The sequence below is a fragment of the Caballeronia choica genome, from assembly GCF_001544535.1.
GTDB lineage: Bacteria > Pseudomonadota > Gammaproteobacteria > Burkholderiales > Burkholderiaceae > Caballeronia > Caballeronia choica.
This window is the reverse complement of sequence record NZ_FCON02000022.1, coordinates 21,950-38,657: the sequence shown is the minus strand read 5'-3', so window position 1 is coordinate 38,657 and position 16,708 is coordinate 21,950. Positions and strand designations below refer to the sequence as shown.

The 16,708-nt window shown below is 60.7% G+C and carries 15 protein-coding genes and 2 pseudogenes; 6 read left to right on the top strand and 11 right to left on the bottom strand.

Going from position 1 to position 16,708, the window contains the following annotated elements; translation table 11 throughout:
• Nucleotides 1–52 precede the first annotated feature (52 nt).
• The 4 genes and pseudogenes from AWB68_RS12730 to AWB68_RS12720 all read left to right on the top strand — a co-directional run bounded on the left by AWB68_RS12730 (nt 53) and on the right by AWB68_RS12720 (nt 3,338).
• Nucleotides 53–970, top strand: a complete 918-nt coding sequence (locus AWB68_RS12730; protein ID WP_087644706.1) for an NmrA family NAD(P)-binding protein — start codon at nt 53–55, stop codon at nt 968–970.
• A 112-nt stretch (nt 971–1,082) separates the two neighbouring features.
• Nucleotides 1,083–1,178: pseudogene (locus AWB68_RS51370) on the top strand (hypothetical protein); the annotation flags it as partial.
• Nucleotides 1,179–1,334: 156 nt separating this feature from the next.
• On the top strand, nt 1,335–2,858 hold the full coding sequence (locus AWB68_RS12725) for a CoA transferase (protein WP_235028301.1): 1,524 nt from the start codon (nt 1,335–1,337) through the stop codon (nt 2,856–2,858).
• Between the two features lie 132 nt (nt 2,859–2,990).
• The gene (locus AWB68_RS12720; RefSeq protein ID WP_125482925.1) at nt 2,991–3,338 is read left to right on the top strand and encodes a hypothetical protein; all 348 of its coding nucleotides are present in this window, start codon (nt 2,991–2,993) and stop codon (nt 3,336–3,338) included.
• A gap of 129 nt (nt 3,339–3,467) precedes the next feature.
• On the opposite strand, the gene AWB68_RS12715 is transcribed toward AWB68_RS12720, so the two are convergent.
• The 7 genes and pseudogenes from AWB68_RS12715 to AWB68_RS12690 form a co-directional block, all read right to left on the bottom strand.
• Nucleotides 3,468–4,259, bottom strand: a complete 792-nt coding sequence (locus AWB68_RS12715) for a hypothetical protein (RefSeq protein ID WP_125482924.1) — start codon at nt 4,257–4,259, stop codon at nt 3,468–3,470.
• A complete protein-coding gene (locus AWB68_RS12710; protein WP_087644702.1) occupies nt 4,256–5,035 on the bottom strand; it encodes a creatininase in 780 nt (259 codons plus the stop codon). Before AWB68_RS12710 ends, AWB68_RS12715 begins: the two co-directional genes overlap by 4 nt.
• Before the next feature lie 36 nt (nt 5,036–5,071).
• Nucleotides 5,072–5,980 (bottom strand): NAD-dependent epimerase/dehydratase family protein, encoded by a 909-nt coding sequence (locus AWB68_RS12705; RefSeq protein WP_087644701.1) that lies wholly within the window; start codon nt 5,978–5,980, stop codon nt 5,072–5,074.
• A 37-nt stretch (nt 5,981–6,017) separates the two neighbouring features.
• Entirely contained in the window at nt 6,018–6,638 is a 621-nt protein-coding gene (locus tag AWB68_RS12700; RefSeq protein WP_235028300.1) for an IclR family transcriptional regulator, read from the bottom strand.
• A gap of 48 nt (nt 6,639–6,686) precedes the next feature.
• Nucleotides 6,687–6,890, bottom strand: a pseudogene (locus AWB68_RS51365) (helix-turn-helix domain-containing protein); the annotation flags it as partial.
• On the bottom strand, nt 6,871–7,608 hold the full coding sequence (locus AWB68_RS12695) for an SDR family NAD(P)-dependent oxidoreductase (protein ID WP_087644699.1): 738 nt from the start codon (nt 7,606–7,608) through the stop codon (nt 6,871–6,873). The pseudogene AWB68_RS51365 and the gene AWB68_RS12695, both read right to left, overlap by 20 nt.
• Nucleotides 7,609–7,618: 10 nt before the next feature.
• Complete coding sequence (locus AWB68_RS12690; RefSeq protein ID WP_087644698.1) at nt 7,619–9,010, bottom strand: APC family permease; 1,392 nt, start codon at nt 9,008–9,010, stop codon at nt 7,619–7,621.
• Between the two features lie 219 nt (nt 9,011–9,229).
• Here AWB68_RS12690 and AWB68_RS12685 point away from each other — a divergent pair, with 219 nt between their 5' ends.
• Both AWB68_RS12685 and AWB68_RS12680 read left to right on the top strand, forming a co-directional pair.
• Nucleotides 9,230–10,006, top strand: coding sequence for an IclR family transcriptional regulator (locus tag AWB68_RS12685; protein WP_160110002.1), 777 nt, complete (start codon nt 9,230–9,232; stop codon nt 10,004–10,006).
• A 156-nt stretch (nt 10,007–10,162) separates the two neighbouring features.
• Entirely contained in the window at nt 10,163–11,095 is a 933-nt protein-coding gene (locus tag AWB68_RS12680) for a polysaccharide deacetylase family protein (protein WP_087644741.1), read from the top strand.
• Nucleotides 11,096–11,181: 86 nt separating this feature from the next.
• Here AWB68_RS12680 and AWB68_RS12675 read toward each other — a convergent pair whose 3' ends face one another.
• The 4 genes from AWB68_RS12675 to AWB68_RS12660 form a co-directional block, all read right to left on the bottom strand.
• Entirely contained in the window at nt 11,182–13,434 is a 2,253-nt protein-coding gene (locus tag AWB68_RS12675) for a xanthine dehydrogenase family protein molybdopterin-binding subunit (RefSeq protein ID WP_087644740.1), read from the bottom strand.
• Nucleotides 13,435–13,452: 18 nt separating this feature from the next.
• Nucleotides 13,453–14,769, bottom strand: coding sequence for an MFS transporter (locus AWB68_RS12670; RefSeq protein WP_087644696.1), 1,317 nt, complete (start codon nt 14,767–14,769; stop codon nt 13,453–13,455).
• A 225-nt stretch (nt 14,770–14,994) separates the two neighbouring features.
• Nucleotides 14,995–15,639 carry an N-carbamoylsarcosine amidohydrolase gene (locus AWB68_RS12665; RefSeq protein WP_087644695.1) on the bottom strand — a complete coding sequence of 215 codons (645 nt, stop codon included), beginning with the start codon at nt 15,637–15,639 and terminating at the stop codon, nt 14,995–14,997.
• Between the two features lie 16 nt (nt 15,640–15,655).
• Nucleotides 15,656–16,690 (bottom strand): 2,5-dihydroxypyridine 5,6-dioxygenase NicX family protein, encoded by a 1,035-nt coding sequence (locus AWB68_RS12660; protein WP_087644694.1) that lies wholly within the window; start codon nt 16,688–16,690, stop codon nt 15,656–15,658.
• Between the last annotated feature and the right edge of the window lie 18 nt (nt 16,691–16,708).

The window sequence follows — 16,708 nt, the reverse complement described above, 5'->3', positions numbered from 1 at the left end:
TGGGCCGGCTGGTGTATTCGTCGGTGTATCCATTCAGAAGGAGTTACCCAAAATGGCTGAGCAAAGTCCCATTCTGGTCACCGGCGCCGCGGGCCGCGTAGGCGCGGTAGGGCGCACGGTGACGGAACTGCTGTTGAACGAGGGCAAGGCGGTGCGCGCCATGGTGCGCACGGAAGACGAACGCGCACAGGCGTTGCGTGACATGGGCGCGGAGGTCGTGGTCGGCAATCTGCTGGATCTCGATTCGATGCACAGGGCAATCGATGGCTGCGAGACGATGTACTTCGCGATGTCGGTGTCCGATGCCTATCTCGCCGCGACGATCAACGCGGCCGCAGTGGCGAAGCATCACGGCGTCAAGGCCTTCGTCAACATGTCGCAGATGACGCTCTCGCAGATGAGCATCACTGAAACCACCGCGAGCCCGCAGCACAAGCTGCACTGGCTCGCCGAACAGGCGTTGAACTGGTCGGGCCTGCCGGTCGTGCACGTGCGACCGACTGTGTTTCTCGAAGGCTTCTTCCTGATGTTCTCGTCGCCTTCGGTCAGGAAGGCGGATCAGATCAGGCTGCCGTTCGGCGACGGCAAGACTTCGCCGGTTGCGGCGCAGGACGTCGCGCGCGCCGTTGCCGCGCTGCTCGCCGATCCCGTGCCGCACATCGGCAAGATCTATCACCTTACCGGTCCGCAGTCCGAGAACATGCACTTCTACGCAGAGGAGTATTCGAAAGCGCTCGGCCGCGCGATCACCTATCAGGACATTCCCGTCGAACCGTGGCGGGAGAGCCTGATCGAACTCCGCTTGCCGATTCATCTGGTCAACCACCTTGCAACCATGGCCGATCTGCACCGCGCGGGGCGCTACGACCGGATGTCCGACGACGTGCTCACGCTGACGGGCCAGGCGCCGATCTCCGTCCAGGACTTCGTCAGGAAGAACGCGGCGGCATTCACCGCACCGGCCAAATAAGCCTGACTGCTTCGCCGGCGCCGTCGCGCAGGGGGAGTTGCCTGCGCGAAGGCGCCATTCGAGGGGCGCGCCAGCGGCCTGGTTCAACCACGCATCACGCCATTACGCCAGCATGAACATCGGAATACCGACTGAAACGAGCGCGCACGAGACACGCGTTGTCGCGACGCCGGAAACGGTCATGAAGTACGTGTCGCAGGGCCATGGAGTGAACGTGCAGCGCGGCGCCGGGGCGCTCGCGAGCTATCCGGACGATGCCTATGAAGCTGGTCTTCGGCGATGCAAAGAAGGTGATCGAAGAGATGGTGAAGGCGGCTGCATAGGCGCGCGCTTTTTCAATGCTCATTCTCACAGGCGGACCAGCATGACCTACATCGATTCAGCCGGCGCGGCCGCGCGGGCGACCACCGCATCGATCGAAACCGCGCTGCGCGAGCGCGTCGCAGCGGAGGTGCCGTTCGACCTTCATGAACATCTGGCGCGCACGCTGGCCGTGGTCGGCATCGACCCCGCGAGCGCCGGCGGCGCGATCACCTTCGAAGGCGCTGATCCGATCGTGCCAAGCGTGTTTCGTCTGGGCGCTGCGGCTGGCCTCGCGCTGATGACGAAGTCTGTCGCGATCGCCGCGTTATGGGCGAAGCGCACGGGAGAAGGGCAGGACCTTCACCTCGACATCAGACAGGCACCGCGCAGGCTCTGCCCGTTCTGGGAGCGCAAGTGGGAACTGCTGAACGGCCATGCGCCGCGCAATACGGCGGACCCGACCAATCCGTTCATGCGAGCGTTCTTCGAAACGCGCGACGGCCGCTGGATGATGCCGTTCAACCTTTATCCACGGCTCAGGTCATCCGCGCTGCGGCTCCTGCAGAGCACCGATGAGCCTGAAGCGGTCGCGGCGGCATTTCGCAAATGGGATGCGCGGGAACTCGAGGAAACAGGGTCCGCCGCCGGCGTGGTCATGCCTATGGTGCGCAGCGCGGAAGAGTTCATGCAGGAGAAGCAGTATGTCGATCACTTGTCGTCGATGCCGCTGGTCCAGGTCGAGAAAATCGGCGAGTCGGATCCGGAGCCATTCACCCCTGATCCCGTTGCGCCGCTCGACGGCGTGCGCGTGCTGGGGATGGCGCGGGTCATTGCCGGGGCCGCGATCGGACGCGCGCTTGCGTATCACGGCGCCGACGTGCTGAACGTCTGGCGGCCAGACGATTTCGAGGTGGACACGATGTACACGACGGCGAACGTCGGTGTGCGCTCGACGCTCATCGACGTCGGCGCGAGCGAGGGGAATGCGCAAATGAAGGCGCTATTGCGCGGTGCCGACATCTTCTATGCGAACCGGCGCCACGGCTTCCTCGACAAAGTCGGACTCACGGCCGAGGAAGCCGCGCAAGTGCGTCCCGGCATCATCCACGTGACGGTCAGCCTGCACGGCGAGACGGGCCCATGGGCGACGCGCGCCGGCTTCGACCAGACCGCGGGCGCGGTGACCGGCGTCACGACGCTGGAAGGCTCGCCCGACGCGCCCCAGTTGCCGCCCGTCATGGTGGTGAACGACAACATGGTCGCGTGGCTCGCGACGACGGGCGCACTCGCTGCCCTCATGCGGCGAGTTGACGAAGGCGGGAGTTATCGCGTGCATGTGTCGCTCTCGCGTGCGTCGTTGTGGCTGTATTCACTCGGGCTGTTCGACAAGACCTTCGCGCACGAGACGGCGGGTTCGAGCATCGCTCATGAAAACGCCAAACCCAGTCTGTTCGCTGCCGACACGCCCGCCGGACGGTATCAGGGCGTCACCGATCAGGTGCGCATGTCGCGCACGCCGGGCCACTACGCGACGGTGCTCGTGCCGCGCGGCTCGTCGCTGCCCGTCTGGATGCCGAGGCGCTAGTGCGGACGCCGTGGCGACGCGCCACGGCGCCTTGCGCGACGCGTCGAAGAAGTTGCCGGCTTGGTCGAGCCTATCCGGACCTTGTTTGACAGCCAGCCCTCGCGCTCAGGTTAGATACCGGTGAGGCTGCGGATGCCGGCAAATACCAGATCGATTGCCTGGTTGGTGAGTTGCTCGCGACTCACACAGAACCTCGATTCGCTACTGGCCGAGGTGCGGGCGTGGATTCTGACGTTCGACGATCTGGACGAATTGGCAGAGCATGACGCGAAGAATTCGGATCGTCTCGCCGGTGGTCGACTCTCCTGCGCGCGATCCTTGAATGCGGTACCGCGGCAGGGCGGTTTTGCCAAGGCATCGATCCGTTGGACTTCCATGTCAAGCATCGAAAATGCGCTCGTAACTGCCAAGAACCGTGCCAAGGCCGATGCCCGGAAAAAAGCGACGTCCTTGCGACTGCACGAACCGAGAGAACCTTAGCGATTGCCACAAGCAGACGTGCGGCGATTGTCTTTGCGTCCATGTCACACGCCCGGAAGGGTCGGAGGGTAATGAACAGGTGCCACCATCAGACACATTCTCTCTGGCAGCACCTGATTGTTGCCTCGATTAAGCCGCCTGCGCATTCTCGATCGCAAATTCTCCAGATCCCGCGATAAGGACCCAGCACCGTGCCGCATTGTTGGAGAGTTGCGCCGCTTTAATCTCTTCAGCTATGACATTAAGGTCAAACGCGACTTGCCCCTCCCTCCACGGAAGTGTGGACATCTGGATTGTACCGACGCCGTCCTTGATTTTTCCCAACGACGACTCGTAGTCGAGAAACGCCTCGAGTTCCTGACGTCCCGCGCATTCAGTTTGAATCTTTCGTCGAATACGCACGGCTGGCGATGTGCACATGGAACGGTTGCGCGAGTAGATGAAGTAGTCGCCGGCGACGCACAGGAATGATCTCCGTTGCTCGCCGTGTAGATCATCGCGCTGCAAGGCAAAGCTCCGCCCAATGCTATCTGGGAGCTTGTGCCACAGCTCGTAATAGTCCGTCTCGATTCCGATTTCTTCGACGTCGTTGCCGTTGAACATCATCTGACCGAAATCGTCGGTGTCCCGCAGGCGATAGTCGATTTGTCTAGACCATCTGCATACATCGTCTTCGACCGTCGTCGTACCGCAGAATGCCTCCTGCATCAATAGTGCATTTAGTTGCTTCTGACTGCACTCAGCCAGGCTCCTAACGCCCGAGAAATCGGGTCGATCAGCCGGAATCCGAATGTCGGCATGCCAAAAAGGCGTTTGCAGCCAGAAGACCCGCGTGGTGAAATCCCACGGCCCATTTCCTCTTCGAAGCTTCGATCGACTCCATACTCCAACATAGTTGGATGGCACTGAATGGGTCGTCACACGGCCTCCACGAACTCTTCTCGGATTGCGTTTGCGATGCGGTCAACGTACTCGTTGAAAAGCGCTTTTCCCTTCTCGACGCTTGCCCCTCGGGCAGGCGAAAGGACACCCGACTGCGGCACCCATGATTGCCTGGCGGGGTGGACATCGTACGGAGGAAATACCGCAGCTGGATCATCGACAAGCTCATCCATACGTACAAGCTCGGGAAAGACGTGAAGTCCCATCGATGTCTCAAGCACTGCCGCATGTTCGAGGGCGAATCCTGGGAAGCCGTTCGGGAAGCATTGGTCGAGCGTTGCTTGTGTGGTGAAATCCCAGTAGTCGAAGCGCATGATCTTCAAATCAGTGATCCCTTCGTAGCGAAGATCGCGCAGTGCCAGATCGATGCCTTCGATTGCAAAAAAAAGGTTCTCACAGTGTCCATTCATCAGCGCCAGTTGCTTCACGCCGTGGCGGCCGAGTTCCTTGATGATGTCCCGAACGACTAGGGTCAAGGTACCGCCGTCCAGACTCGTTGTTCCCGGAAAGTGATTTCCGCCACCCATTCGAGGTTGTGATTTATATCCGTATGCGATTGGGGCGGCGACGATGGCCGGAATTCGATCGGCGATCGCCTTGCAGATTGCAGTTGGCAACAGGTGATCGGTTCCCATCGGCAGATGATGTCCGTGTTGCTCTAACGCACCAACGGGGAGCAGAACCGTCGTGCCTCCCGCTTTGAGGCGGGACCGGTACTCGACCCACGTCATCTCCGCCATCATGTTCGTCTTCATGTCAGTTTGCCTCCAATACCTAGAGCTCAAGCCAGATCAGTACGCGTGGTTGCGAAGCCACTCGATGTAGTCAGCGATGCCTTCCTTGAGTTCACGGGACGCTTGATAGTCAAGTTCACGTGCAGCCGCATCGATGTTCCATGGCCCTTGCTTATCGAGGTGCCAGAAGCCTGGACCGATTTCAATGTCGGCCTCCGGAATAGAAATTTTCACGATGTCTGCCATTTGATTAAGCGACACGCGTGATCCGCCCGTAATGTTGAACACCGAGCCTTTGACCGCTTTCGCTTTGGAGGCAAGGATGGCAGCCCGCGCTACATCCTCGATGTGGATCAACTGGAATTGATGGTCGCCGCCTGTCGTCATTCGGAAGGGTTGGCCGCCGAGGACCGCTTTAATCATGTCACGAGTCACTTGCGGCATTTTGTTGCCTGGCCCGTAGACCTCCGATACACGGATCGAAACGACTTCCATCTGGTAAAGGTCGTTGTACACCTTGCCGAACATCTCGGTAGCGACTTTTGTGACGCCATACGGTGTCGTTGGCGAGAGCTTTGACTCCTCCGTGACCTCGCCGTCGATATGACCGTAGACAGTTTCCGATGAGAAGTTCACAAGCCGTTTGACGCCGGCGAGGCGCATCGCCTCCAAAAGATGCACTGTGCCATCGATGTTCGCAGCAACGGTGGTCAGCGGCAATTCAATCGAGAGGTCGGGGTGAGACATTGCAGCAGTATGAATAACCGACGTGACACCGAATTGCTGGATTGTTCTGACAATGCGGGGGATGTCATATAGCTCTCCCTGCACCGCCGTGACCAAGTCGTCGTCGAGTTCCACGTAATCGCGGTTGAAGGATACGACCCGTTGACCCGCTTGGGCCAGCTGTTTGACGATGTTACGACCCACATAACCCAGACCACCTGTGACAAGTGTGGTGCTCATTGTTGTCTCCTGTTGTTAAAGCTTTCCTGTTTCCGCGTCATTGCGATTCCAATACTTCTCTGCGGACTACCGTTTTTCCTGACACGGTGGGAACCAGCTGTCGGAATCCTAGCGCTGCGGACACTTGTTGGGCGTGATGCATGACCAATAAGCCGAGCCGCTCAGGCGTAGGATGAAGAACCCGTGCCGTTGGACCCGGCACGCTGATTGCCGCAATTGACACTCCGTTGCGGCTCCGGATCGGAGCTGCAATGCAGCTAGACCCTTCCGCAAGCTCGTCGTGCTCCACCGCATAGCCACATGTCACCACTTGGCGGACCGCCGCTTCGAACTCACATTTCTCGATGAGAGTGTGCTTCGCATGCTTAGTGAGCGGCTCAGCCGAGAAGAGGACGCCAAGCGGCGCGTTGTCGACTTGGTAAGCAAGGATCGCTTTAGCGGATGCGGACGTGTACGCTGGAAAGGTCGAGCCTAACCCGGGTATCATCCGCAGCGCTTTGGTTCCCTCAACCTGGTCGACATATACGACGTTCTTTCCTTCAAAAACAACAAGGTTGCTGGTCTCTCCGCTTTCGGCCGTAATCGACTCCAGATGCGGTCGAACGATCTGTCTGAGGCGCATGGAGCGTTGAGTCGCGCTGCATGAGAAGTGGATCATTCGATGGCCAATAACATACTGCTTCGTTCCGACTCCTCGGGCTACATATCCTCTCTCAACGAGCGTAGCCAGGAGTCGGTGCGTCGTGCTTGGCGAGAGGCCCGTCATCCGTGAGATCTCCCCCAAGCACGCCACGCCATCGGGCGCCTCTGCAAGGACATCCAGGATTGTCAGACCCCGAAGCAACGAATTAACATTTGAAGTCACATGAAATCCCAATTGGCCATTGGTCTTAGATCGCTGTCCCGCCATTGGGGCTGATCACTTGGCCGACCATGAAGCTTCCGTCGGGGCCCGCCAGGAACTCGATCGCGGCTGCAATTTCGTCGGGCTGCCCAAAGCGCTTGAGAGGGATCTGTTCTCGCGTCTCATCATTGAATTCGACGGTGTCGTGGATGAGCATGTGTGTCTCGACAGGACCGGGTGCGACACAGTTCACCAGGACGTTCGAGGATGCAACCTCCTTTGCCACGGCTTTTGTCAGCGCGATAACGGCACCCTTGGACGCGCAATACGACGCGTAAGTCGCGAAGCCGATCAGGCCGAGCTCCGATGCGACGTTGACGATACGGCCGCTTCGGCGCTTGAGCATGCCAGGCAGAACCGCGCGGATCGTGGCAAAGGTACCGCCCAGATTGACCGCCATCATTCGCTCGAATCGCTCCCACGTTTCAGCAACGGTGGGAACCGAGTGCAAGATGCCTGCGTTATTGACGAGTACATCAACCTGACCGTACTTGTGCTCGGCCTCTGCAACAAACGCCTCCATCTTCAGGTGGTCCGAAACGTCTGCTTGAAAGAGCAGCGTGTCACCGCCATTCGCCTTTGCGAGCGCAGTGATCTCTGTCAAGGATTCGCAGGTTTCATGGTAGTTAAGCGCCAGGAGTGCACCTTTCCTGGCGAAACGCTTGGCAGTCGCAAACCCGATCCCACGTGCGGCTCCCGTGATTACTACGACGCTCTTGCTCATGTTTTCCCCCTCACCATTTCTTCGACAGTTGCCAGCAGAGCAGCCCGACCACAATCACGACCAGCTCGCCGGCCAAATACTGCATGCCCTGCGAATAGAGTGCAAAACCTGTGAAGCCGATAACCACCAAGGGAGGAAGCGGCCACAGCGCCATCTTGAAGGGTCGATCGACGTTTGGCTGGGAAATGCGCGCCCAGAACGCTGCGAGCCCGATGCAGAAATAGACAGCTGCGATCATCGTGCCGCCGAAGTTGACGAGCCAGTCGAGATAGCTAAAGAACGAAAGTACGCAAGCCGGGACGGCAAGAGCAAGCGTCGCCCAAGCGGGTACAGAGTGCTTGTTAAGGCTGGCCAGTCGTCGGTTGATGGCCTGCGGCCATGCGCCATCCCGGCCCGTCGCGTATAGACCGCGTCCGAAATACATCATCAGCGACAATGCCGCATTAAACAACGCAACCGTCACGCCAATGTCCACGACATATTTGGCCCACGGTCCCATCGCGCTTTCAACCGCATACAACACGGGAGAAGGTGCCTTCAGGAATGCGACAAGATCGGGTGCAGCGACCATCGCGGCAACGAGCGGGACGATGATGGTGATCGACGCGATGATTGCCGACCATACGACGGCCTTTCCAATGTTCTTCCTGCCGCCGTGCAGCTCCTCTGCAAAACCGAGTGCCGCGTCGTAACCGTTGATGATATTGAATGCCGGAGCGAGTGACGCAAAGATCGCCACCATGCCTACTGCGACAGTTCCGTTGCTTGCGGCGTTGAGCATCACGGGGTGCAAAATTAACTCCCCTATCGGTTGATGCGCGTGGGTAAAGCCCGCAACCGTCACGATCCCCAATACCGTAAGCTCGACGAAGACCATAATGCCTGTCAACCATGCGCCAACTTCCACTGCCGTCATCGCGATGAACGCGGCCAGCGCAATGGACATGCATGCGATCGCTGCATCCGGAATTGGAAGCGTCGGATAAAGGTCACGCAGGAATTGCGCGATTCCAATCCCGATCGATGCCGGGATGATCACGCCTTGCAGCAAGTAATTGAACTTCGTCACCCATGAGAAAGGCGCGGGTAGCGTTTCCCGAACCAACGTGTACATTCCGCCCGCGGACGGGTACATCGACGCCAATTCGCCGAGACACATGGCAATGAGGACGACCACCCCCATCATCAGGATGTTGACGCCTGCGGCGAGCGTGCCGCCAGAGACAAACACGGCTCCTGAAAGCAGGAATACAGCCATGGTCGGAGAGACATCGGCCATGGCGAGTCCTACCACGTGTCCCGTGGATAGTCGCTCCCTGAACGATTTTTCTTCCGACGAAGAGTCCACTAGTACCGCCCTCATGTCGGACGCACCGACATCATCTGAAAGTTGCTGCTCCATGACTGTCTCCAAGAAATCGCCGGCGGTGTTTGTGTCCGGTCATGGCTAGTCTCGGCGTTGTCAAAATTGTCCACAAGACAGAAATTCCACTGCGCGGAAATCCCGCGATGTTTTTCCGGGCGTGGTTGCGGCTAAACTTCCATGTCGTAGAAGTCCGGATGAGGATCCCGACTATCGCCGCAAATGTCAGGCTGGCAAACCGTTTGGAGGCGGCACTTAATGAATACCAGTAACGTACAGTCCCTGGTGCGCGGTCTTGCCATTCTTGACATCCTCGCCGACGCGACTGACGGATGTGCAAGCCTGTCGGAGATCACGCGCCGCACCGGGCTTTCACCGAGTACTGCCCACCGACTGCTGGCGACTTTATCCGATCAAGGGTACGTCGATCGCGAGGGCTCCTCGAAGTCTTACGTTCTAGGCAACCGTCTGTTGCGCTTTTCAACTGTCATTTCCAAGCGCACCTCAGCTTTACGAGAGATCGCGCGTCCTCGGCTGGAGGCCATCACCCGGCAAACCGGAGAAACAAGTAATCTCGTCGTGCTTGACCGTACTGACACCGTCTACGTTGATCAGGTGGAGGGGACCCATAGGTTGCGAATGGTTCCGGGCATCGGGGCGACGTTCCCTGCATACACGTCCGCTTCGGCCAAGGCGATTCTGGCGTGGCAGCGGGATACGCGGGCAGTGAGCGCGATTTTTCAGAAAGGTCCTCTCCCGAAGATTGCTAGTCAGACGATCGTTGACGAGGCTTCATTTTTGTCGGAGTTGAGCGCCGTTTCTCAACGCGGTTACGCCGTCGAAAAGGACGAGCTGGAAGACGGAGTCAGTTGCCTCGCTGCGCCCGTTCGAGGAAGGGACGGCGTTGCTATTGCAGCCATCAGCGTCCCCGGACCGACGTCTCGGATACTAATCCCCGACCCAGACCGCATCGGCTGCCTTCTAATGGAACAAGCGCTTCTGGTCTCGAAAGCGTTGGGCTACCGTGCGCGGTAGGGAATGAAATGCGGACTGAACCGACCAGACCCGAGGCAGAAAATCATTTTGAATAATTCCACTCTGTGGAATTTCGGTATTGAAGCCGCCGTTCTGGCGAAGGACACTTCGCGGGTAAGCTAACCCGAAAACATAGTATTGAAGCCGGTGGAGAAGATGATTAAGAACCCGATAACCTGGCCTGGCAACGCCAAATGCGCTGCTTGTCTGACTTTCGACATGGACGCAGACAGCCTGATCCATCTAGCCCATCCGGAAGACGGACATCGACGAGTGTCTGGTCTCTCCATGCTCCAATATGGGCCTACCGTCGCGGTGCCTCGGATTGTAGAGACTTATAGGAATCTTGGAATCCAGCAAACGTTCTTTATCCCGGCCTGGTGCATCGAGCGTTATCCAGATGCCGTAGATTTGATTTCGCGATATGGTCACGAGATAGGACACCATGGATATCTTCATGAGAACCCGGTCTCCCAGTCGCGAGAAGAACAAGCCTACTGGTTAGGATTGGGCGTGGAGATCATAAAAAAGGCGACCGGCGTTGCTCCTCGCGGCTGGCGGGCGCCGCTATCAAATTTCTCGGATCATTCGCTGGATCTTCTTTTGTCGCATGGGTTTAAATACGACACGTCGCTCATGGGTGACGACATTCCTTACCTCATCGAAAGTCGCACAACGGGACAGCGACTTGTCGAAATACCTGTGCATTGGGGAATTGACGATTGGCCTCAGTATGTTCAGTCGTTCGATCTGGACTACATGATGCCCATTCGTTCACCAAAAAGCGGCTTTGAAACATTTGCTCAAGAGTTCGACGTAGCATACAAATATGGGGGCATCTGGACGCCGGTTCTTCATCCATTTGTCGTCGGGCGGCTTTCGCGCTGGGAGGTGTTTGCTCAGTTCCTGGAGGGCTTGATTGAACGAGGCGACGTTTGGTTCGCGCCGATGGAGCGTATCGCCGAATATGTCGAGACAGCGCACAGGGAACAACGTTACAACGCGCGAATCGATGTGATTCCGCAGTACACGGAGCCGATCCCGCGAGCCACGTTTGCGTCAAAGAACGGGCAGAGTTCCAAACATTAAACCCTCTGTTGCGCTTCACCTTGAAACCGCCCTATCGCAACGGTCCGGGATGCCGATACCTGCTCGTGATTTCGCTGCCAATCGTTTCACACGCGACTTGACTCGCAAGACAGACGACCCCGCACCGTCTCCGGCGTGAAAGGAGGCTCGTAGAAGCGCACTCCGGTGGCATCGAAGAGTGCGTTCGCGATCGCCGCCGGGCCCGGCACCGATGCCGACTCGCCCGACCCCATCGGTGGCTCGCCCTGGCGAGGCATGAGCACGACATCGACGGCGGGCAGTTCATCGAAAGTAATCAGCGGGTAGCTACCCCATTCACGCGATGCCACCATCCCGTCCGCCATCCGGACGCGCTCCTTGAGCACGCGGCTGAGCGTTTGCACCACGTTGCCGTGAATCTGGTGACGAACGCCATCGGGATTGACGATCGTTCCGGTATCCTGGCCGACCGTGATCCGTTCGATGCGTATCGCGCCGCTGAACCGGTCGACTTCGAGATCGACTACCCACGCCGACCACGCCGCGCCGAAGCCCGGAAAACGGCTGTGTACGTAGCGCGCATAAGCGATGCCACGGCCGCGAACAAAGCGCGCATGCGTCTGGTCCGCGTGACGCGGCGTCGTACGCGGCTGCCATCCGGCGCGTGCAGCCGTCGCCTGCAACAGTTCACGCGCCCTCTCGTCGGGAAGATGATGCAGCCGGTAGGCGAGCGGGTCCGCGCCCGCATGGGCCGCGAGTTCATCGAGGAACGCGTCGTGGGCGAACGAGTTCGGCATGGCCGACACGCCGCGCAGCCACGACGAACGCACGAGCGGCGCGAGGTCTTCGCAGGCGAACCGCGTGTGAGGGAACGCGTAGGGCGAGACAGCGGTGCGATCGCCCATCTCGAAGACGCGCGGCCCGGCGCTCATCGTGCCGGTCAGCAGCAGCGCGAGCAGCGGCGCATCGTTGGACGGATAACGCGTCGTGAACGCGTAGGAGAGCGGCTCGCCGCGCGCCGACACGCTGCCGGTCACCTCCATCACCTGCGCTGTGCCTTTCGGCTCCCACAGGTGTTCGTCCGCGCGCGAAAGCTGCACGCGCACCGGCGCCTTCATCGCACGCGAGAGCAGCAGCGCGTCGCCTGCGACGTCGTCCGCACAATTGCGGCCGTAGCAGCCGGCCGCTTCCATGCGCACGATCGCTATGTCCGCTTCGTCACGGCCCGCGAGGCGCGCGAGGTCATAGCGCAGGGTCTGCGGATTCTGCGTGCCGGCCCAGACGGTCACGCCATCGTCACGATAGTCGGCCAGCGCGCACGACGGCCCGATCGATCCGTGCATCTGGTACGGCCACGCATAACGCCTGGTGAACGTGGTTGCGCCTGGTTCGCGCGCGGCGGTGTCCACGTCGCCGCTTTCCTGCAGCAGGCGCCGCTTCGCGGGCAAGTCGGCGATCACGCGGGAAGGGTCGGTCAGGTCCGGCAAGCGCGGCAACTCACGCCAGCGCACGCGCAACGCCTTCGCTGCGCGGATCGCCTGTTCCTCCCGTTCGGCGACCACGCCGACAAAGTCGCCGATCACGACCACGCCGCGCACACCCGGCATGCGCTCGGCCGATGCGCGGTCGACGTCGATCAACGATCTCCCGACAAACGCACCGCAGTCGTGGCCAGCATACGGCGGCCGCACGACGCGCCCATGCAGCATCCCCGGCACGCGCATGTCGTGAACGAACGTGAGCATGCCGGTGGCCTTCGCCGGCAGATCGACGCGCGGTGCCGGGCGGCCCACGACACGATAGCGCGCAGGGTCCTTCACGATCACCCTATCGTCGAGCGGCAGTGACAGACGCCGCCCCGCGAGCAGTGTTCCGAATGCAAGCCGCGTACCGTCGGGCGCGATGACAGCGCCTTCGTCGGTTGAAAGCAGTGCAGCGTCGACGTCCATCCGCGCGGCCGCCAGTGCGACCAGCGCGTGCCGCGCCTGGGCCGCGGCGCAGCGCAATGGCACGGCTGATATCTGGATCGATGCGCTCGCGATGGTGGGTCCCTGGTTGGGCACCTCGCTCGTGTCGCCGAGGATCATCTGCACGCGCGCGGCGTCCACGTCGAGTTCCTCGGCGACGATCTGCGCAAGCGACGTGCGAATGCCCGTGCCGAGATCGACGTGCCCATTGAACGCGAGGATGCGCCCGTCGTCGAGCACCGCGACGAACACCTCCGGCGAGTCCTGTACATACGACGAGTCGCTCCCCGGCTGACCGGGAGCAGGCTTGGCCGGCGCAAGCGGCTGCCGGACGATCGTCAGGCAGCCATGGCGGGCCAGCAGTTCGCGTCGTGTGGGTGCCGGGCTCGACATGGCGGATTGCGCGAACACTCAGCGGTTCACGATGCGCTTGGGCATCGCGAGTACCAGGAGGCAACCGAAGAGCATGCACACGCCGAACGTGACGAGCCCCGCGGTCATGCTGTGCGTCCATTCCTTCATCCAGCCGATCAGGTACGTACTGGCGAATCCGCCAAGGTTCGCGATCGAGCAGGCGAACGCGATGCCCGCGGCGGCGGCCGTACCGCGCAGGAACGTGGAGGGCAAGGCCCACACCACGGGCATCGCGGCAGCGACGCCCGCGTTCGCGATCGACAACAGGATCACGGTTGCAGCCGTGTTGCCGCTAAAGAACGTACTCGCGATCAGGCCGAACGCGGTGCATGCGAACGGCACGACGATATGCCAGCGGCGCTCGCGAAGTCTGTCCGAGCTTGCGCCGTTGACGAGCATCATGACCACGGCGAGCGCGTTCGGAATGGCGGTAAGCAGGCCGATGGTCAGTGCGCTTTTCACGCCGGAGTCGTGGATGATGGTCGGCATCCAGAAGCTGATGGCATAGGTGCCGAGCAGCACGCACAGGTCGATCAGGCCAAGCGCCCATACTTTCGGGTCAGTGAACGCGTCGCGCAGGCGGTGGCTCTTGCCCCCATGCGATTCTCCCGCGAGATCGAGCTTCAGCCGCGCGCGTTCATCGTTGTCGAGGAACTTCGCGGTGTCGGCCGAATTCGGCAAGTAGAAGAACACCAGCACGCCGAGCACGATGGACGGCAACGCTTCGAGCCCGAACAGCCATTGCCAGCCCTGCAGACCGTGCATGCCGTCGAAGACGGTCACGATCCAGCCCGACAGCGGCCCGCCGACCAGGCTCGACAGCGGCAGCCCCATCATGAAGAGCGCGATGATCCGGCCGCGGCGGGCATCGGGAAACCAGTTCGTCAGGTACAGCAGCACGCCGGGCAGGAAGCCTGCTTCAGCGATTCCGAGCAGGAAGCGCAGCACATAGAATTGCCCTGGTGTCTTGACGAACATCGTGAGGCCGGAGAGCACGCCCCATGTCAGCATGATGCGGGCGATCCAGAACTTCGCGCCGACCTTTTGCAGGATCAGGTTGCTCGGCACCTCGAAGAGGATATAGCCGACAAAGAAAAGTCCCGCGCCGAGTCCATAGACCGCATCGCTGAACTTGAGCGCGTCGAGCATCTGTAGCTTCGCGATGCCGACGTTCACGCGGTCGAGATAGGCGGAGAAATAGCAAAGGCAGAAAAAGGGAATCAGCCGCCAGGTGAGTTTCCGGTAGAGGCTTCTTTCGGCTTCTGCGTCGGTTGGCAACGCGTGTCGCGTGCTGTTCAGTGATGGGGTCGACATGTCGTGTTCCTTCGGGAATCGGTGCGCGATAAGCGCCAAAGCGAGTGGGACGAACCTGTATTGCGACGTTGCCAAGGTATGAAGCCAAAATCGGAAATGCAATGCTTTTCAAATAAAAAAGCTTGTAAAATCAATCGCTTATAGTTTTTCTTATAGTCGTGATGAAGCGCCCCGCGACGGGCGTCCGAGGCTTTCGAGTCACGCTGACAGACGGATTCCAGGCGTTCAGGCGTGGCGCGCGCGAATGGTTTGCAACGCTTCTTCGAGCGTCATGACCGCCGCGTATTTCTGTTGCATGTCGAACAGGTTCGCATCATGCGGCGCGATCGCCCGGTCGCCGACGCAGTCCGAGACGACGAGCGGACGAAAACCGTGCGACATGGCATCGACCACGCTCGCGCGCACGCATCCGCTCGTGACCGCGCCGGCGACCAGAAGCGTCTGCACCGCGCGTTGCGAAAGCCACGGCGCGAGCTGCGTGCCGAAGAACGCAGAGGGCACCGTCTTGCGGACGACCAGCTCGCCGCGCTCGGGCGCGAGTTCGGGCACGATCGCGCTGTTCGGGTGGTCCTCGGTCAGCGTTGCCATGCCGGGCACCTTGATCGAGAACACGTTGTCGTCGCTGCCGTCGGCGGCGTAGACGATGCGACTGTGCGCGACCGGCCAGCCATTTCGGCGCGCCGCCGCGAGGAGGTGAACGGTGCGCGCGATGGCAGGCGCGATATTGCCGCCGCCGAAGGTGGACGGATCGGCGAAGCCGACCACGAAGTCGACGATCAACAGGCCGATGTTGCCCGCCACGGGCAGCGGCGTGCCGAAGCCCTGCGTCTTGTACACGCCAGACTCGGCGTGGTTATGAATAGCGCTCATTGAAATGTCTCCGGATTTATCGGTCCATGACCACGCCGTCGCGCACGACCGCGTCGCCATCGAGCATCACGTCGCAGTGGCGCAATGGAATGTCGATGTGGCAGGTCGTCGTTCGGCTGCCGCCTGCCTCGTTGTTCGGGCCGAGCGAAAACAGGAAATTACCTTCGAAGGCACGCGCGTCCATCCCGATGGTCGCTTCGCGGTCGTAGAGACCCAGGGTCGACCAGCGCGCGCGCGGCTGCAGGCCCCAGCCGATGTGCGAGATCGCATAGCCTTCGGGGTCGTTGAACGACGCCATGTAGTCGCGCAAGAGCGCAGCATCCACGCCGCCTTCGATGTGCGTCGCGTAGCCGTCTTCAACGGTCAGCGTGATCGGATCGGCGACGTACCGTTTCTGCGGCAGCAGGATGTCGCCCCGATCGATCACGATCTGGCCGCGTGCCTTGCCTTCGTTCGGGAACGTCAGCACGAAGCCGCTCGGCCAGTGGTCCCAGCGGCCGGGCTCATCGACAAAGCCGTACTCCGAAATCGCCGGAAACTCGCCAAGCGGACAGACGAGTTCGGTCCCGGCTTTCGACACTACCCGCATCTCCCGCGCGCTTTCGATGCGCTTCGCCGCCGCGCGCACCCGCGTGCGGTCCGCTTCGGTCGGCACGAGCCGCGCGAGCACCTCGGGCGGCTCGACCGCCAGCAGGATCTTCGTGCCGGTCTTGAGAATGTCGTGCTGCTCCGGCGAGAAGAGCAGCGTCATCAGGTCAAGCACCAGGTCGCTCGCCTTGAGCGCAGCAATGGCGGCCTGATTGCCGGTGAGCGGCGTGGTGCCGAGGTAGGCGAGCGAATCACGGCTCAGGGCTTTCTCGCCGTTGACGGGCAAGAGGTCGAGACGGTTGACGATCGCCTCCATCGACTGCGCGGCGATGAGCGCGGTCGAGAGCGTCTGGGGATGCGTCGACGCGCTCGTGAGGATGGTGACGGTCTGGCCTGCCTGCAGCTTCGACAACGTCAGCACCTGCTTCCACGCGGCGATCATTTCGTAATCGCTGATTGACATGTTGACTCCTGATGGGCG

Coding starts and splice junctions, on each gene's coding strand:
- AWB68_RS12720 (WP_125482925.1), top strand. CDS start 2,991: ATGCCGGCAAATACCAGATCGATTGCCTGGTTGGTGAGTTGCTCGCGA.
- AWB68_RS12700 (WP_235028300.1), bottom strand. CDS start 6,638: ATGATCCACTTCTCATGCAGCGCGACTCAACGCTCCATGCGCCTCAGA.
- AWB68_RS12710 (WP_087644702.1), bottom strand. CDS start 5,035: ATGAAGACGAACATGATGGCGGAGATGACGTGGGTCGAGTACCGGTCC.
- AWB68_RS12705 (WP_087644701.1), bottom strand. CDS start 5,980: ATGAGCACCACACTTGTCACAGGTGGTCTGGGTTATGTGGGTCGTAAC.
- AWB68_RS12695 (WP_087644699.1), bottom strand. CDS start 7,608: ATGAGCAAGAGCGTCGTAGTAATCACGGGAGCCGCACGTGGGATCGGG.
- AWB68_RS12660 (WP_087644694.1), bottom strand. CDS start 16,690: ATGTCAATCAGCGATTACGAAATGATCGCCGCGTGGAAGCAGGTGCTG.
- AWB68_RS12665 (WP_087644695.1), bottom strand. CDS start 15,639: ATGAGCGCTATTCATAACCACGCCGAGTCTGGCGTGTACAAGACGCAG.
- AWB68_RS12675 (WP_087644740.1), bottom strand. CDS start 13,434: ATGTCGAGCCCGGCACCCACACGACGCGAACTGCTGGCCCGCCATGGC.
- AWB68_RS12670 (WP_087644696.1), bottom strand. CDS start 14,769: ATGTCGACCCCATCACTGAACAGCACGCGACACGCGTTGCCAACCGAC.
- AWB68_RS12685 (WP_160110002.1), top strand. CDS start 9,230: ATGAATACCAGTAACGTACAGTCCCTGGTGCGCGGTCTTGCCATTCTT.
- AWB68_RS12725 (WP_235028301.1), top strand. CDS start 1,335: ATGACCTACATCGATTCAGCCGGCGCGGCCGCGCGGGCGACCACCGCA.
- AWB68_RS12730 (WP_087644706.1), top strand. CDS start 53: ATGGCTGAGCAAAGTCCCATTCTGGTCACCGGCGCCGCGGGCCGCGTA.
- AWB68_RS12680 (WP_087644741.1), top strand. CDS start 10,163: ATGATTAAGAACCCGATAACCTGGCCTGGCAACGCCAAATGCGCTGCT.
- AWB68_RS12690 (WP_087644698.1), bottom strand. CDS start 9,010: ATGGAGCAGCAACTTTCAGATGATGTCGGTGCGTCCGACATGAGGGCG.